Annotated in this window: 13 protein-coding genes; 7 read left to right on the forward strand and 6 right to left on the reverse strand. The window is 74.1% G+C overall.

Translation table 11 applies throughout. From position 1 onward, the window contains the following. Positions 1 to 183: 183 nt before the first annotated feature. Positions 184 to 663, forward strand: a complete 480-nt coding sequence (locus AYX06_RS06115) for a Fur family transcriptional regulator (RefSeq protein ID WP_062735012.1) — start codon at positions 184 to 186, stop codon at positions 661 to 663. A gap of 71 nt (positions 664 to 734) precedes the next feature. Here AYX06_RS06115 and AYX06_RS06120 read toward each other — a convergent pair whose 3' ends face one another. Continuing rightward, entirely contained in the window at positions 735 to 2,144 is a 1,410-nt protein-coding gene (locus tag AYX06_RS06120; RefSeq protein WP_084271474.1) for an SseB family protein, read from the reverse strand. 224 nt (positions 2,145 to 2,368) lie between these two features. Here AYX06_RS06120 and AYX06_RS06125 point away from each other — a divergent pair, with 224 nt between their 5' ends. Together AYX06_RS06125 and rarD are read left to right on the forward strand one after the other, a co-directional pair. Beyond that, positions 2,369 to 3,637, forward strand: coding sequence for a DUF6882 domain-containing protein (locus AYX06_RS06125; protein ID WP_062735013.1), 1,269 nt, complete (start codon positions 2,369 to 2,371; stop codon positions 3,635 to 3,637). Between the two features lie 21 nt (positions 3,638 to 3,658). Next, positions 3,659 to 4,591 (forward strand): EamA family transporter RarD, encoded by a 933-nt coding sequence (gene rarD / locus AYX06_RS06130; protein ID WP_232319402.1) that lies wholly within the window; start codon positions 3,659 to 3,661, stop codon positions 4,589 to 4,591. Between the two features lie 198 nt (positions 4,592 to 4,789). Here the strand turns inward: rarD and AYX06_RS19180 are convergent, their stop codons facing one another. The 5 genes from AYX06_RS19180 to AYX06_RS06150 all read right to left on the reverse strand — a co-directional run bounded on the left by AYX06_RS19180 (position 4,790) and on the right by AYX06_RS06150 (position 9,914). Further along, complete coding sequence (locus AYX06_RS19180) at positions 4,790 to 4,939, reverse strand: methionine/alanine import family NSS transporter small subunit (protein WP_084271475.1); 150 nt, start codon at positions 4,937 to 4,939, stop codon at positions 4,790 to 4,792. Continuing rightward, the gene (locus AYX06_RS06135; protein ID WP_062735014.1) at positions 4,936 to 6,726 is read right to left on the reverse strand and encodes a sodium-dependent transporter; all 1,791 of its coding nucleotides are present in this window, start codon (positions 6,724 to 6,726) and stop codon (positions 4,936 to 4,938) included. Before AYX06_RS06135 ends, AYX06_RS19180 begins: the two co-directional genes overlap by 4 nt. Before the next feature lie 103 nt (positions 6,727 to 6,829). Continuing rightward, positions 6,830 to 7,897 carry a polyprenyl synthetase family protein gene (locus AYX06_RS06140; protein ID WP_062735015.1) on the reverse strand — a complete coding sequence of 356 codons (1,068 nt, stop codon included), beginning with the start codon at positions 7,895 to 7,897 and terminating at the stop codon, positions 6,830 to 6,832. 11 nt (positions 7,898 to 7,908) lie between these two features. After that, complete coding sequence (locus tag AYX06_RS06145; protein ID WP_062735016.1) at positions 7,909 to 9,204, reverse strand: geranylgeranyl reductase family protein; 1,296 nt, start codon at positions 9,202 to 9,204, stop codon at positions 7,909 to 7,911. Next, positions 9,201 to 9,914 (reverse strand): demethylmenaquinone methyltransferase, encoded by a 714-nt coding sequence (locus tag AYX06_RS06150; RefSeq protein WP_084271476.1) that lies wholly within the window; start codon positions 9,912 to 9,914, stop codon positions 9,201 to 9,203. The genes AYX06_RS06145 and AYX06_RS06150 overlap by 4 nt, the downstream gene beginning before the upstream one ends. Positions 9,915 to 10,037: 123 nt before the next feature. On the opposite strand from AYX06_RS06150, the gene AYX06_RS06155 reads away from it, so the two are divergent. The 4 genes from AYX06_RS06155 (at position 10,038) to AYX06_RS06170 (ending at position 14,178) form a co-directional block, all read left to right on the forward strand. Further along, the gene (locus AYX06_RS06155; RefSeq protein WP_062735018.1) at positions 10,038 to 11,486 is read left to right on the forward strand and encodes an isochorismate synthase; all 1,449 of its coding nucleotides are present in this window, start codon (positions 10,038 to 10,040) and stop codon (positions 11,484 to 11,486) included. A gap of 170 nt (positions 11,487 to 11,656) precedes the next feature. After that, positions 11,657 to 12,487, forward strand: coding sequence for an ABC transporter substrate-binding protein (locus AYX06_RS06160; RefSeq protein WP_062735019.1), 831 nt, complete (start codon positions 11,657 to 11,659; stop codon positions 12,485 to 12,487). 76 nt (positions 12,488 to 12,563) lie between these two features. Continuing rightward, positions 12,564 to 13,358: an amino acid ABC transporter permease gene (locus AYX06_RS06165; protein ID WP_062735020.1), complete on the forward strand. Its 795-nt coding sequence runs from the start codon at positions 12,564 to 12,566 to the stop codon at positions 13,356 to 13,358. A 10-nt stretch (positions 13,359 to 13,368) separates the two neighbouring features. Continuing rightward, the gene (locus AYX06_RS06170; protein ID WP_062735021.1) at positions 13,369 to 14,178 is read left to right on the forward strand and encodes an amino acid ABC transporter ATP-binding protein; all 810 of its coding nucleotides are present in this window, start codon (positions 13,369 to 13,371) and stop codon (positions 14,176 to 14,178) included. The last annotated feature ends 78 nt before the right edge of the window (positions 14,179 to 14,256 follow it).

The following is a 14,256-nucleotide window of genomic DNA, read 5'->3' on the forward strand; positions in this document are numbered from 1 at the left end:
CGCCTCCCGCTGCGGATCCCCCGATCCCCCGTTCCCCATGGTAGGTGGGGCCGCCCGACGGTGGCACGGCGCCCACGTCACGCCGCCTTTTCGTTCGTAACACGGGCCCGGGGGTGCGCTCCGGCGGGCCCGGACGCCTGCCGCACTATTGTGAGTCCATCGTGATAACGCTACGGTGGGGGCATGCAGACAACGGAACGCCCCGCCCCGGACGCCGGCCGCACCGCCGCGTGGTCGGACCGGCTGCGCTCCCACGGCCGCCGCGTCACCAAGCAGCGGCTGGCCGTCCTCGACGCGGTGGAACGCCGCCCGCACTCCACCGCCGAGGACGTCGTCGCCGAGGTCCGCGCGGTGCTGCCGGCGATCACCGTGCAGTCCGTGTACGTGGTGCTCTCGGACCTCACCGCGGTCGGCATGCTGCGCAAGTTCGAGCCGCCGGCCTCACCGGCCCTCTACGAGACCCGCACCGGGGACAACCACCACCACGCCTACTGCGTGCGCTGCGGGGCGGTCGTCGACGTCGACTGCGCCGTCGGCCACGCCCCGTGCCTCACGCCCTCGGAGCACCACGGCATGCGCCTGCTGGCCGCCGACGTGGTCTACCAGGGCATCTGCGCCGACTGCCTGGCCGCCGCACCGGCCCCGCCGCCCGACGCCGACTGAACGCCCCCGGGTGAGCGGCCCCGGGTGAACGACCCCGGCTGAACAGCGTCGGCTGGACACCGCCGCCGGGCTCAGTCCTCGTGCGGTTCCCGGGCGGCACGCCGCCCCGCGGACGGGCCCGGCTGATCCTTCTGCGCGTCCTGCTTCTGCGCGTCCTCCGTCTCCACGAGGGCGAGCAGCTCCCGGAGCTGCTCGGCGGTCAGCGTCGCCACGGGCGGGTGCGCGTTGATGCACACCTTCGCCGCCCCCGAGTCCAGGGCGAAGCGCAGCGCCTGGCGCGACGGCGCGGACCGCGCCTCCAGGCCCGGGTCCAGGGCGGCGACCTCCGCCGCGGAGGTGAACAGCAGCAGGGTGTCGGGGGCCGCGCCCTCCTCCTGCGGCTTGGCGTAGACCGGGACGGCCCGCTCGCCCTGCACGCGGGCGCCGAGCAGCAGCACCCCGTCCGGGGCCAGGAGCCCGGCGAGCAGCTGGGACATGTTGTTCTCGAGCATCGCCGCCTTGACCACGTCGTTGTGCGGCGCCCGCACGGCCCACTGGATCTGGGGCCGGCTGATCCGGCAGCCCCGGTGGGCGGGGTCGATGACCAGGTGGTCGTGCTGGGGGTCGTCCACCAGCATCTGCAGGATCTTCACGGCCGACTCGCGCAGCAGCACGGGCTTGCCCCCGTCCGGGTGGTGCCGGTCGAACATGGCCTGCGCCTCGGCGGCCGACGTGTAGGCGGCCAGCGACCGGGTCCCGTCGGGCTCGGTGAGGGTCTGGACGCGCAGCGTCGAGCCTGGCCCCACGGCCTGCCCGTCGGGGCCCTCCACCAGCGTGCTCGAGGTGACGTCGAGCAGCAGGGACCCGGCCATGCACTGGCGGATGACCTCGATCATCGCCTTGTTGTCGGGGGCTTCCACGAACCGGTCGATCGCCGCCCGCACCAGCGGGTGGACCACGCCCTCGCGCTCCGGCTCCTGCTCGGCGCCGGGGTCCAGGGCCGGCAGCTCGACGCCCTCCCGCGCGGCGAGCTCCGCCGCCCACCCCGGGATCCTGGCCCGGGTGCGCGGGAACCTCCGGAGGTGCTCCAGCACGTCCTGCGCCGTCCAGGGCCCCTCGTCGCCCCACGGACGCGGCTCGCCGTCGAGGTCGTAGGTCCCGCCGATCCGGTGGGTGGGCTCGGGCCAGCCCTCCGCGAGGATCACCACGGTCGCGGTGAACCAGGTCCCGCGGCCCCGGACGTAGGAGCGTTCCCGCAGCTGCTCGACCGCGGGGATGACGGCGCTGTCCGCCTTGATGGGGCCCACGGTGCCGGGCACCGTCTCCTGCCCGCGCTGTTCGCGCACGCGCAGGTGGACGCGGCCGCCCTGGAACTTGAGGTCCACGATCATCCGGTCCCATCCCGGCTCGGTGCGCAGCACGGAGAGGATCCAGGTGCCGATGGTGTTCAGCAGCTCCTGCCGGCCCGGTCCGGGTGTCGGGGTGGCTGGGGTCTGGCTCATGCGGTGGCTCGTTCCCGGCCCGCGCGGGGCCTGCTCGGATCGTGGTGGTCTCGCCGGACGGCCACGGGCAGGACGCGGCGCCGCGGAGCCCGGAGGCCTCGTTCTCCACCCTACCGAAGGCCCTCCGCGCCGCCCCTGCGCGGCGGCGCGGGCGGCGTCCCCGACGCACGGCGGAGGCCCCGCCGTGACGCTCCCGCGACCGGGATGGTTGCTAGCCTGGTCGCATGACGAAAACGCTGCAGGATCTGATCGACGAGTCGATCTTCATCTCCACCGAGTACCAGGCCAGGCTGGCCGAGCTGACCCAGGGCGCCGAGTGGGACGTCGACTTCTCCGCCCCGGCGTTCACCCTGCAGACCGACCCGCCCGTGCGCCTCACCCCGTACCTGCTGGGCACCGAGTCTGCCTCGCGCGGGTCCTGGATCTGGTCCTGGCAGGAGCTGGGCCACTTCCCGGACACCGTGGTCTCCGCCGCGGTGCAGGCGCGGGAGGCCGGCCGGCGCCTGGGCGTGGAGGAGCTGTCCACCGACGAGCTGCCCGTGGCGGACGGACTCGCCCGCCGGCTGACGCTCGCGGCCAAGGCCGTGACCGGGGTCTACGCGCACTACCCCGCCGGCGCCGGCGGCGGGGTCACCGCGTGGCTGCTGCTGGAGGGCCCCGAGTTCGAGCTGCCCGAGCTCACCGTGGAGCGGATGATGCGGGTCATCGCCGAGGCGCTGACCACCGACACCGCGGTGGACCACAACCTCGCGGTGGACTCCTACGCCAAGCTGCGCGGCGCGCACATCGAGTGGGACACCGAGGCCACGTGCGTGGTCACCGTCCGGGACGGCGCCCAGCGCTTCTGGTTCGACGACCACCAGATCTCCGGCGTCGAGCCCGCCGAGCCCACCGTCGGCCCCGACGTGCTCGCGGACCTCGCCGCGGACGCCCGTGCCCGGGCCGTGGCGCTGCGCGAGGACCGGGCCGCCGCCGAGAGCGCGGCCGCCCGCGAGGCGAGCCGGCCGCAGCCCGCCGCGCCCGAGGCGGCCCCGGTGCCCGCCGACGCCCGGCAGGAGCAGCCCGAGCCGCTGGAGGTCCCCGACTTCGTGGAGACGGAGCACGTGGCACCGGAGCACGCGGCGCCGGTGCGCGCGCCCGAGCAGCCCCGGGAGACCGCGGAGCCGGTCGCCGCCGCCGCGGACGGCGATCTTCCCTTCGACCAGGAGCCCTCGGACCGGGACGTGCGTCCCGGCCGGGTGAGCACCACGGTGGTGCCCGGGCCCGAGCCCGTCCGCCCCGCCGCGGAGGAGGCCCCCGAGCCGGTCGTCGAGCGGACCCCGGAGCGCGCCCCGGAGCCCGCGCCCGAGCGCGAGGTGGAGCGGGAGGTCGTGGCCGGCCCCGGCGTCCCGGGCAGCGCCGAGGCCGAGCCCGTCGTGGAGGGCGAGGAGCCGGCCGAGGAGGAGCAGGGCGAGCGGAAGAAGGGCTTCTTCAGCCGATTCTTCGGCCTCTGAGCCCGGGCGATACCCTCGAGCGTGACCGCATACAACACCGCGCCCGGCCCGGATCCCGACGAGCAGTCGAGGACCCGGGCCGGTCTGCTGGCCGGCTTCGGCGCCTACGGCATCTGGGGGCTGCTGCCCCTCTACTTCGTCGTCCTGGAGCCGGCCACGCCCCTGGAGATCGTGGCGCTGCGCGTGCTCTTCTCCCTGCTGTTCTGCCTGGGGCTGCTCGCGCTCACGCGGCAGCTGGGCACGCTGGGCCGGGCGCTGCGCACCCCCCGCACCCTGGCGGCCCTCGCGCTCGCGGGCCTGCTCATCGGGATCAACTGGTTCCTGTACGTGGTCGCGACGACCACGGGGCACACCATCGAGGCCTCCCTGGGGTACTTCATCAACCCGATCGTGGCCATCCTGCTCGGCGTGGTCGTGCTGCGGGAGCGGATGCGGCGGCTGCAGTGGGCGGCCGTCGGGGTGGGGTTCGTCGCCGTCGTGGTGATGGCCGTCTTCTACGGCAGCGTGCCCTGGCTGTCCCTCGGCCTGGCCTTCTCCTTCGGCCTCTACGGGCTGGTCAAGAACCGGGTGGGGGCCTCCTTCCCCGCCGTGGTGACCCTCACGGTGGAGACCCTGGCCCTGACCCCCGTGGCCGCGGTGGTCGTGGCGGCGCTGTCGGCGGACGGCTCGCTGACCCTCGGCGCGGAGGGCCCCGGCCACGCCGCGCTGCTGCTGGCCGCCGGTGTGATCACGGCCGTGCCCCTGATCCTCTTCGGCGCCGCGGCCAGCCGGCTCCCGCTGTCCACCGTGGGGATGATCCAGTACCTGACGCCCATCATGCAGTTCCTGCTGGCCGTGCTCGTGCTCGGCGAGCAGATGCCGCTGGTGCGCTGGGTCAGCTTCTGCTTCGTGTGGCTGGCCGTCCTGCTGCTCGTGCTCGACGCCGTGCGCACGCCGCGGGCCCGGCGGGCCTGACCCCGTCCCGGGGCACCTGCTCGGCGACCTCCGCGGGGCGGTCGAGGCCGGTCCCGGAACGAGCCGACGCGAAGTGCACGCAGCGTCCGCGGGGCCCGGCCCGGCCCGGGACCGGGCCGGTCCGAGGACGAGGAGGGCCCCCGGCGCCGTGCGGCGCCGGGGGCCCTCCTGCCGTCCCGGGCGGGCCCGGGACGGCGGTCAGGTGGTGCGGGGGTAGTCGTCGGAGCCGAAGCCCTGGTCGTCGTCCGGGACCTCCGGGGTGCGTCGCAGGTGCAGCACCGCGGCGACGAAGCCGCCCCACAGCAGCAGCGCGGCGACGATCATCATGATGACGGCGGACGTGGTCATCGGGGGTCCTCCTCGGACGTGGACGGGGTGGCGGACGGGACGCTGGACCCGGTGTCGGACCCGGTGCTCGTCCAGGGCGCCGCCGGGGTGGCGGTCCCTGCGGCGTGCTTGCCCGACGGCGCGGCCGTGCCCTGCTCCACCGTGCGGTAGGAGAAGTCCTGGTCCAGGGCCGGGGTGCGCAGCGCGGTGTCCGACCAGCGGGACAGCGGCTGGTCGCCGCGGATCCGGTTGCGGTCCACGAAGGCGTCCAGGATCGCCGGGGACGGGCTCAGGTCCGAGGCCGCGGACGAGGCCGGCCACGGCAGCCGCGAGAGCAGCAGGGCGATGATCACCAGGCCGACGGCGGTGCCCCAGCCGAACGTGTTGACGAACCACGCCGGCATGTCACCGTAGCCCTCCGCGAGGGTCGTGGTGAGCGTGTTGATGAGGATGTAGCCCAGCACGATCGGGGTGACGCCTCCGACCACGACCATCCACACCCGGCCGAGCTTGAACGAGGAGACGGAGTTCAGGTGGTCCCGCAGCGTGGGCAGCGCCGAGAAGCCTGCGGTGAGCAGCATGACGGACACCAGGGCCGCGGCGACGATGCCGAACTGGTTGACGAAGTTGTCGGTCACGTCCAGCAGGTTCAGGCCCGTGGTGGTCGTGAACAGCGCCAGCGAGATCAGGGCCATGGGCAGGACCACCAGCAGGACCGCGCTGCGCCGGCGCAGCCCGAGCTTGTCCTGGGCGGCGGCCACGACCACCTCGACGATCGACACCAGGGACGTGAAGCCGGCGAAGGTCAGGGTCGCGAAGAACAGCACACCGATCAGGGTGCCGAACGGCGCCTGGGAGATGATCGTGGGGAACGCGATGAACGCCAGACCGATGCCGGAGGTCGCGACCTCGTCGACGCTGGTGCCCGCGGCACCGGCCATGAAGCCCAGCGCCGCGAAGACGCCGATGCCGGCCAGCAGCTCGAAGCTCGAGTTGCCGAAACCGACGACCAGGCCCGAGCTCGTGAGATCCGTCTTGGGCTTGAGGTAGGACGAGTAGGTGATCATGATGCCGAAGCCCACGGACAGCGAGAAGAAGATCTGGCCGTAGGCGGCGACCCACACGGAGCTGTCGGCCAGAGCCGCCCAGTTCGGGGTGAAGAAGGCGTTGAGCCCGTCGGTGGCTCCGGGCAGGGTCAGGGCGATGATCACGATCGACAGGAACATCAGCACCAGCAGCGGGATGAGCACGAGGTTCACCCGGCCGATGCCCTTCTGCACGCCCAGCAGCAGGACCACCAGCAGCGCGACCCAGGCGATGGCCGTGGCGAACAGCACGGTCGGGACGAAGTCGAAGCCCACCGTGATCTGCTCCGAGCTCTGCAGGACGTCGGAGAGGAAGTAGGTCGCCGGGTCGTCGCCCCAGGCCTTGCTGAACGAGAAGATCGTGTAGAGCATCGCGTAGCCGAGGATCACGGCGTAGTAGACGGCGATGACGAAGCTGATGCCCATCTGCCACCAGCCGATCCACTCCGTCTTGGGGTGGAGGCGGCGGAAGGCCAGGGGCGCGGAGGCGCGGAAGCGGTGGCCCACACCGTACTCGAGCATGAGCAGCGGCAGCCCGGCGGTGAGCAGCGCGACGAGGTACGGGATCAGGAAGGCGCCGCCGCCGTTCTCGTAGGCGATGTACGGGAAGCGCCAGATGTTGCCCAGGCCGACGGCGGAGCCGATCGCGGCCAGGATGAAGACCGTGCGGCTGGAGAACGCCTCGCGGGGCGCCGCGGCACGGCCGGGTGGGGACTGGGTCATGGTGGTCCTCGGGTGCGGGAAGTGGTCTGGGGACGGCTACAGGCTAGTCCGTCCCGCCGCCGCGACGCACCGAGGTCCGGCCGTGCCGGGCTGCCGGTCTCGCTCAGGCCTCGCGGTGGACGACGGCGTGCGCGAACGCCACGAGCGCGCGCTTGGCCACCGAGTCCGGCAGCGGCTCGAGGGAGGCGATGGCCTCGTCGGCCCACCGGCGGGCGATCCGCCAGGCCTCGTCCGTGGCCCGGTGCCCGGAGACCGCGGCCACGGCCTCGGCCAGCGCCTCGTCGGAGGCGAGGTCGCCGTCGAGGAGCTCGACGGCGCGCCGGGCCTCGGGGTCGCCCTCCCCCGCCATGCGGCGCAGGAGCAGCACCGGCAGGGTCGGCACGCCCTCGCGCAGGTCGGTGCCGGGGGACTTCCCGGAGACCTCGTCCTCGCCGGTCACGTCGATGACGTCGTCGGCGAGCTGGAAGGCGATGCCGACCTTCTCCCCGTACTCGACCATGACCTCCACGACGTCCTGCGGGGCGCCGGCCAGCACGGTGCCGAAGTGCCCGCAGGCGGCGATGAGGGAGCCGGTCTTGCCCGCGAGCACGTCGAGGTAGTGCTCCAGCGGGTCCTGCCCGTCGCGCGGGCCGACCGTCTCGTGCAGCTGGCCCAGCACGAGGCGTTCGAAGGTGTCCGCCTGGATCTTCAGGGCACGCTGGCCGAGGTCGGAGACCATGGAGGAGGCGCGGGCGAAGATGAGGTCGCCGGTGAGGATCGCCACCGAGTTCCCCCACACCGTCTGGGCGGTGGCCACGCCGCGGCGCAGGGGCGCGGAGTCCATGACGTCGTCGTGGTAGAGGGTGGCCAGGTGCGTGAGCTCGACCACCGCGGCGGCCTCGAGCACGGCGTCGTTGACGCCGCCGCCGATCTCCCCGGCCAGCACGGTCAGCAGCGGTCGCACCCGCTTGCCGCCGGCCTGGAGCAGGTGGCGGGAGGTGACGTCGGCGAGGTGGTCGGCGCTGCGCACCGCCTCGTCCAGGCGCTCCTCGATCCGGGCGAGCGCCTGCAGCACGACCGGACCCAGCCGGTCGTCGGTCGCGATGAGGTCGAAGCCGGCCGGCAGCTTCACCTGATCGGTGCCGAGACCCGTGGAGGGGCCGCCGGCGCTCGAGGAGGAGGATTCAGTCACGGTCCACCACTCTAGCGAGTTTTCGGGGGCCGGGTGTTGTCCGTGGGGGGCGTCAGGGCGTCCAGGAGGGCGACCACGCGGTCCTCCCACGCGGCGGCCGGGCGGTCGGAGAGCTCCGTCATCACCCGCACCACGAACCGCATCAGGGCGGGCACCGCCATGCCGGTGCGCACGGCGGCCTTCATCACGGCGGGACTGCCGATCAGCTGGGCGAGGACCCGGCCCTGCGTGAAGTGGGCGCCCCACTCCTGTCGCACCCGGTCGGGGTAGCCGGCGAGCACGCGCTCGCGCTGGGCCGGGCCGTTGGCGGCCGCCGCGGCCACGACGTGCTCGGCGGCGTAGCGGGCGGACTCCATCGCGTTGGAGATGCCCTCGCCGTTGAACGGGGAGACGAGGCCCGCGGCGTCGCCGAGCAGGAGCATCCCCGGGACGTGGTGCGGGGTGCGGTTGAAGGCCATCGGCAGGGCCGCCCCCAGCACGCGGCCGCGGCGGTGCTCCTCGTCGAAGGTCCACTCGGCGGGCATGGAGGCGGTCCAGCCGGCGAGCACCCTGCGGTAGTCCAGGGCCCCGAACGCCGGGGAGGTGTCCAGGATCCCGAGCCCCACGTTGGCGGTGCCGTCCCCGACGCCGAAGACCCAGCCGTAGCCGGGCAGCAGCGCCCCGCGCGGGTCGTGGCCGTCGGTGAGCTCGAGCCAGCCCTCCATCCAGTCCAGCTCCGAGCGGGGGGACTCGTAGTAGGCGCGCACCGCCACGCCCATGGGCCGGTCGTCGCGCTTGTGCAGCCCGGCCGACACGGCGGCGCGGGCGGAGTTGCCGTCGGCGGCGAGCACGACGTCGGCGCGGTGCTCCTCGGTCTCGCCGGTGCGCCGCCCGGCGTCGTCGAGGACGTTCGCCCGGGCGCCGACGACCCGCCCGGTGCCGTCGCGCAGCACCCCGGTGACGGAGCGGCGCTCGAGCACCCGCGCCCCGGCGGCGCGGGCGTGCTCGGCGAGCTGCTGGTCGAAGCCGGTGCGGGTGCGCACCAGCCCGTAGCCGGGGAAGTCGCTGAGCTCCGGCCAGGGCACCTCGACGGTGCGCCGCCGGGCCACCAGGCGCAGGCCCCGGTTGCGGGCGTAGCCCAGCTCCGGGCCGTGCGGCAGGCCCATGAGCTGCATCTCCCGCACGGCCCGCGGGGTCAGCCCGTCGCCGCAGACCTTCTCCCGGGGGAACGCGGTCTTCTCCAGGACCGTGGCCCGGATCCCGTGCGCCGCGAGCCAGTACCCGGCGGTGGCCCCCGCCGGGCCGCCGCCGAGAACGAGGGCCCTCATCGGGCCGGGGCGGCCGGGATGGGCTTCACGGCCCGGTGCACGGCCACGATGCCGCCGGTGAGGTTGCGGTACTGCACGCCCTCCCAGCCGGTGCCGAGGATCTGCGCGGCGAGCTCCTCCTGGTCCGGCCACGCCGCGATGGACTCGGCGAGGTACTGGTAGGCCGCGGGGTTGGAGGAGGTGCGAGCGGCGATCCCCGGCAGCGCCTTCATGAGGTACTCCGTGTAGACGGTGCGCAGCGGGGCCAGGGTGGGGGTGGAGAACTCGCAGATCACCAGCCGCCCGCCCGGGCGGGTGACGCGCAGCATCTCGGCCAGCGCCCGGCCGTGGCCCTGGATGTTGCGCAGGCCGAAGGAGATCGTCACGGCGTCGAAGGAGGCGTCCGCGAACGGCAGCTGCGTGGCGTCGGCCTGCACGAACTCGATGTCGGGGCGGCGGGCGCGGCCCACCTCGAGCATCCCGAGCGAGAGGTCCGCGGCCACGACGTCCACGCCGGCGTCGGCATAGGGCTCCGACGAGGTGCCGGTCCCGGCGGCGAGGTCGAGCACCCGCTCCCCCGGCACCGCCGCGACGGCCTCCGCGACGACCTTGCGCCACCCGCGGGCCCGGCCCAGGGAGAGGATGTCGTTGACGAGGTCGTAGCGCGGCGCCACGTCGTCGAACATGGCGGAGACTTCGTGCGGCTGCTTGGACAGGTCTGCTCGGTTCACCCGGTCATTGTCGCACCTCCCTCCGACGCCCCCGGTCCGCCCCCGGCCCGCCCGCGCCCGGCGGTCCGGGGGCGCTCGGGCACGGGCCGGGGCTGTCGGCCGCGCCGCTTAGACTGGGGGGCGATGTCCTCCACCGACCCCGCCACCGCCCCGCCGGTCCCCGTGCTGCACGCCCTCACGGTCCCGCTGTCCGCCCTCGGCGCGGACCCCGCGGACGCCCCGGACCTGCGGGAGCTGCTGGCCGGGCCCGACCTGCTCAGCTGGACCGTGGACGGACGCGGCCTCGTGGCCCACGGCCGGGTCGCCGAGCACACCGTGCGCGGCCCGGACCGCTTCACCGCCGCGCGCGTGTGGTGGGACGACGTGGTCGCCGCCGCCGTGGTCGAGGACCGGGTGGGCGTCCCGGGCACCGGGCTGACCGCCTTCGGCGCGTTCACCTTCGCCTCGGCCTCCGGGGCCGACTCCGGACTCGTGGTGCCGGAGCTGCTCGTGGGCCGCCGCGACGACCTGGCCTGGGCCAGCCTCGTGGTGGCCGTGGCTCCCGGCACGGCCTTCGCGCTGGGCGCCGACGACGTGGCCGCGGCCTGGCTGCGCCGCTTCGGCACCGCCCCCGGCCGCCCGCCGGCCGCCGGGGAGGACCCGGCCGCGGTGCCCGCCGCCGTCCGGCTGTCCCCCGGCACGCTGGGCGAGCACGAGTGGACCGGGGCCGTGCGCGACGGCGTGGACCTGATCCGCGCGGGACGGCTGGAGAAGCTGGTCCTGGCCCGCGACGTCGTGGCCCGCACCGACGAGCCGCTCGACCCTGTGGCCGTGGTCCGGGACCTCGCCCACCGCTACGACCAGTGCTGGACGTACTGCGTGGGCTTCGGCGGGGGCGCCGCGGGGCGGCTGATGGGGGCGACCCCGGAGATGCTCGTGCAGGTGCTCGACGGAGCGGCCCACGCCCGCGTGCTCGCGGGCACCCTGGACCGGGACGCGGCCCCGGTGGACGAGGACCCCCAGGAGTACGCCGCCCGGGTGCTCGGGGAGTCCGAGAAGCAGCAGCACGAGCACGGCTTCGCGATCGACTCCCTCGTGGCGTCGCTGGCGCCCTACACGGACGCGGTGACCACCTCCCCCGAGCCGTTCATCCTGGAGCTGCCCAACGTGTGGCACCTCGCCTCCGACGTCACCGCCGCGCTGCGCCCGGGTCCGGCCGGGGACCCGCCCTCCGCCCTGGAGCTGGCCGAGGCGCTGCACCCGACCGCCGCGGTCTGCGGGACGCCCACCGCCGTGGCGGCGGCCACCATCCCGGAGCTGGAGCAGATGGACCGGGGCCTGTACGCCGGGCCGGTCGGCTGGCTGGACGCCGCCGGCAACGGCGACTGGGGCATCGCCCTGCGCGGCGCAGTGCAGGAGGACGAGCGCACCGTGCGGCTCTACGCCGGGTGCGGCATCGTGGCCGCCTCCGACCCCGAGGCCGAGCTCGCCGAGACCTGGGCGAAGCTGCGGCCCATGCTCCAGGCCCTCGGGCAGGGCGCCGACGGCGCCGCCGAGCGGCTCGTGCCCGCCCCCGGGCTCTCCGCCCGCTGAGCCCGGTGGGGGCGGGCCCCGGCGGCGGCGCGCCCGGCGCGCGCCCGGACGCCCGGATCGCACCGTATCCTTGTGTCCCGAACGCAGTCGGGGGTTACCGCCCCGTAGAGCCGGCTCCTCGCGCGGCCCGACCGCGCCGTCGACCACCGCTCCCACCGGAGGAACCGCCCATGCCCCGCCCGTCCCGCCGCCGCGCCGCCGGCCTCCTGTCCGCCGCCGCCGCCCTCGCCCTCACGGCCTGCTCCGGCGGCTCCGCCGAGGACACCGCCGCCGAGCCCGCGACCCCGGTGGACGGCGGATCGGCCGCCGTGGCCCTGGTGGAGCCCGGCTTCCTCACCGTGTGCTCGGAGTCCAACTACCCGCCGTTCGAGATGGAGCAGGGCGGCGAGATGGTCGGCCTCGACATGGACCTGGGCCGGGAGATCGCCGCCGACCTCGGGGTGGAGATGAAGAACGTCACGCTCGCCTTCGAGTCCATCCAGTCCGGCGCCGCCCTCGACACCGACCAGTGCGACGTGGCGATCTCGGCCCTGTCCATCACCGAGGAGCGGCGGACGGTGATGGACTTCTCCGACCCGTACTACGACAACGAGGTCGGCCTCGTGACCGACGGGGAGGACGGCGTCGACTCGATCGACGCCGCCCGCGAGGAGCAGGTGCGCGTGGGGGTCATGCAGGGCACCGTCGGGGAGACCCAGGCCCGGGAGCTCGGCCTCGACGCCGTCCAGTTCGAGGACGCCACCACGCTGTTCACCGCGCTCAGCACCGGCGGCGTGGACGCCGTGCTCGACGACGTCACCGCGATCGCCGAGCACGCCCAGGACGACCCGGACTTCGTGGTCCAGGAGACCGCGGACCTCGACGACCAGCTCGGCGTGGCCGTCCAGAAGGGCGACGCGGCGATGCTCCAGGCCGTCGACGCCACCCTGGACCGCATCGAGGAGGACGGCACGCTCGAGCGAATCGTCGAGCAGTGGATCCCCGTCCAGGAGAAGGACTGACCGAAGGACCCGCGCCCCGCACCCGGGGCGCCGGCTCCGCCACCGACCGCCCGTACCACCCAGAACGGACCACCCCATGGCCATGACCATGCACCAGAGAGCCCGTCTCTCCCGCGGCATCCAGTACGCCGTCCTGATCGTCGTCGTCCTCGCGCTGCTCGCGATCGCCGACTGGCCGCTGCTGATCGAGAAGGTGTTCAACCCGGAGATCGCGGCCCAGCAGTTCCCCGGCATCATCACCACCGCGCTGAAGAACACCGTCATCTACACGCTGCTGGGCTTCGTGGTGGGTCTCACCGGCGGTGTGGTCCTGGCGCTGATGAAGCTCTCCTCCGTGGCGCCGTACCGGTGGCTGGCCACGCTGTACATCGAGTTCTTCCGCGGCGTGCCCGCCCTGCTGGTCTTCCTCGCCTTCGGCTACGGCATCCCGCTGGCCTTCGGCTTCCGCTTCAACCACTACGTCACGGTCATGGTCGCCCTGGGCCTCGTGGCCGCCGCCTACATCGCGGAGTCGCTGCGGGCGGGCCTGCAGGCCGTGCCGAAGGGCCAGTACGAGGCCGCCCGCTCCCTGGGCATGTCGCACGCCCGGGCGATGGTCACGATCGTCATCCCGCAGGCCCTGCGGATCGTGCTGCCGCCGCTGACCAACGAGGTGATCCTGCTGACCAAGGACTCCTCCCTGGTCTACCTGCTGGGCATGGGCGTGGGCCAGTACGAGCTCACCAAGTACGGCCGCGAGGCGATCTCGGGCGCCGGCGCCGGCCTGACGCCCCTGGTGGTGGCGGGCATCTGCTACCTCATCATCACGGTGCCGCTGGGCATCCTGACCCGCCGCTTCGAGTCCAAGACCGACCGCATGAAGAAGTCCTAGGAGCCAGACGATGAGCACTGCATCCTCCCCGCAGCCCGGGTCCGCCGACGGCCTCGCCGGCGCCGCCTCCGTCGTGATCGAGGGCCTGCACAAGTCCTACGGGCCCCTCGAGGTGCTCAAGGGCATCTCCCTGAGCGTGGGGGCCGGCCAGGTGGTCTGCCTCATCGGCCCCTCCGGCTCGGGCAAGTCCACCCTCCTGCGCTGCGTCAACCTGCTCGAGAAGCCCCAGCAGGGGCGGATCACGATCGGCGACTTCGACGTCACGGACCCCGAGGCCGACGTGGACCGGATGCGCCGGCACGTGGGCATGGTCTTCCAGCAGTTCAACCTCTTCCCGCACCTGAGCGTCCTCGAGAACTGCACCGTGGCCCAGGTCAAGGTGCTCAAGCGGGACAAGGCCGAGGCCGAGCGGATCGCCCGGGCCAACCTCGACCGCGTGGGCCTGTCCGAGAAGGCCGACAGCCACCCCGACCAGCTCTCCGGCGGGCAGCAGCAGCGCGTGGCCATCGCCCGGGCCCTGTCGATGGACCCGTCCCTGATGCTCTTCGACGAGCCCACCTCCGCCCTCGACCCCGAGACGGTGGGCGACGTGCTGTCCATCATGCGCGACCTCGCCGCCGAGGGCATGACGATGCTCGTGGTCACCCACGAGATGGAGTTCGCCCGCGACGTCGCAGACAAGGTCGTCTTCATGGACGGCGGCGTGGTCGTCGAGGAGGGCCCCGCCGCCCAGGTCATCGGCGCCCCGAAGGAGCCCCGCACCCAGTCGTTCCTCTCCCGGGTGCTCAACCCCACCCAGGTGCAGGCCCCGGAGCGCTGACCCGGCGGCCGCTGCTCCCGCAGGGCGCCGCAGGGCCCCGTCCCCTCCCGGGGACGGGGCCCTTCCCCACCCCACCGG

This window comes from Kocuria turfanensis, assembly GCF_001580365.1.
Lineage (GTDB): Bacteria > Actinomycetota > Actinomycetes > Actinomycetales > Micrococcaceae > Kocuria > Kocuria turfanensis.

Bases quoted from the DNA above. Each gene is read 5' to 3' on its own strand.
- AYX06_RS06160 (WP_062735019.1), top strand. From the start codon at position 11,657: ATGCCCCGCCCGTCCCGCCGCCGCGCCGCCGGCCTCCTGTCCGCCGCC.
- AYX06_RS06135 (WP_062735014.1), bottom strand. From the start codon at position 6,726: ATGACCCAGTCCCCACCCGGCCGTGCCGCGGCGCCCCGCGAGGCGTTC.
- AYX06_RS06145 (WP_062735016.1), bottom strand. From the start codon at position 9,204: ATGAGGGCCCTCGTTCTCGGCGGCGGCCCGGCGGGGGCCACCGCCGGG.
- AYX06_RS06165 (WP_062735020.1), top strand. From the start codon at position 12,564: ATGGCCATGACCATGCACCAGAGAGCCCGTCTCTCCCGCGGCATCCAG.
- AYX06_RS19180 (WP_084271475.1), bottom strand. From the start codon at position 4,939: ATGACCACGTCCGCCGTCATCATGATGATCGTCGCCGCGCTGCTGCTG.
- AYX06_RS06115 (WP_062735012.1), top strand. From the start codon at position 184: ATGCAGACAACGGAACGCCCCGCCCCGGACGCCGGCCGCACCGCCGCG.
- AYX06_RS06170 (WP_062735021.1), top strand. From the start codon at position 13,369: ATGAGCACTGCATCCTCCCCGCAGCCCGGGTCCGCCGACGGCCTCGCC.
- AYX06_RS06120 (WP_084271474.1), bottom strand. From the start codon at position 2,144: ATGAGCCAGACCCCAGCCACCCCGACACCCGGACCGGGCCGGCAGGAG.
- AYX06_RS06155 (WP_062735018.1), top strand. From the start codon at position 10,038: ATGTCCTCCACCGACCCCGCCACCGCCCCGCCGGTCCCCGTGCTGCAC.
- AYX06_RS06125 (WP_062735013.1), top strand. From the start codon at position 2,369: ATGACGAAAACGCTGCAGGATCTGATCGACGAGTCGATCTTCATCTCC.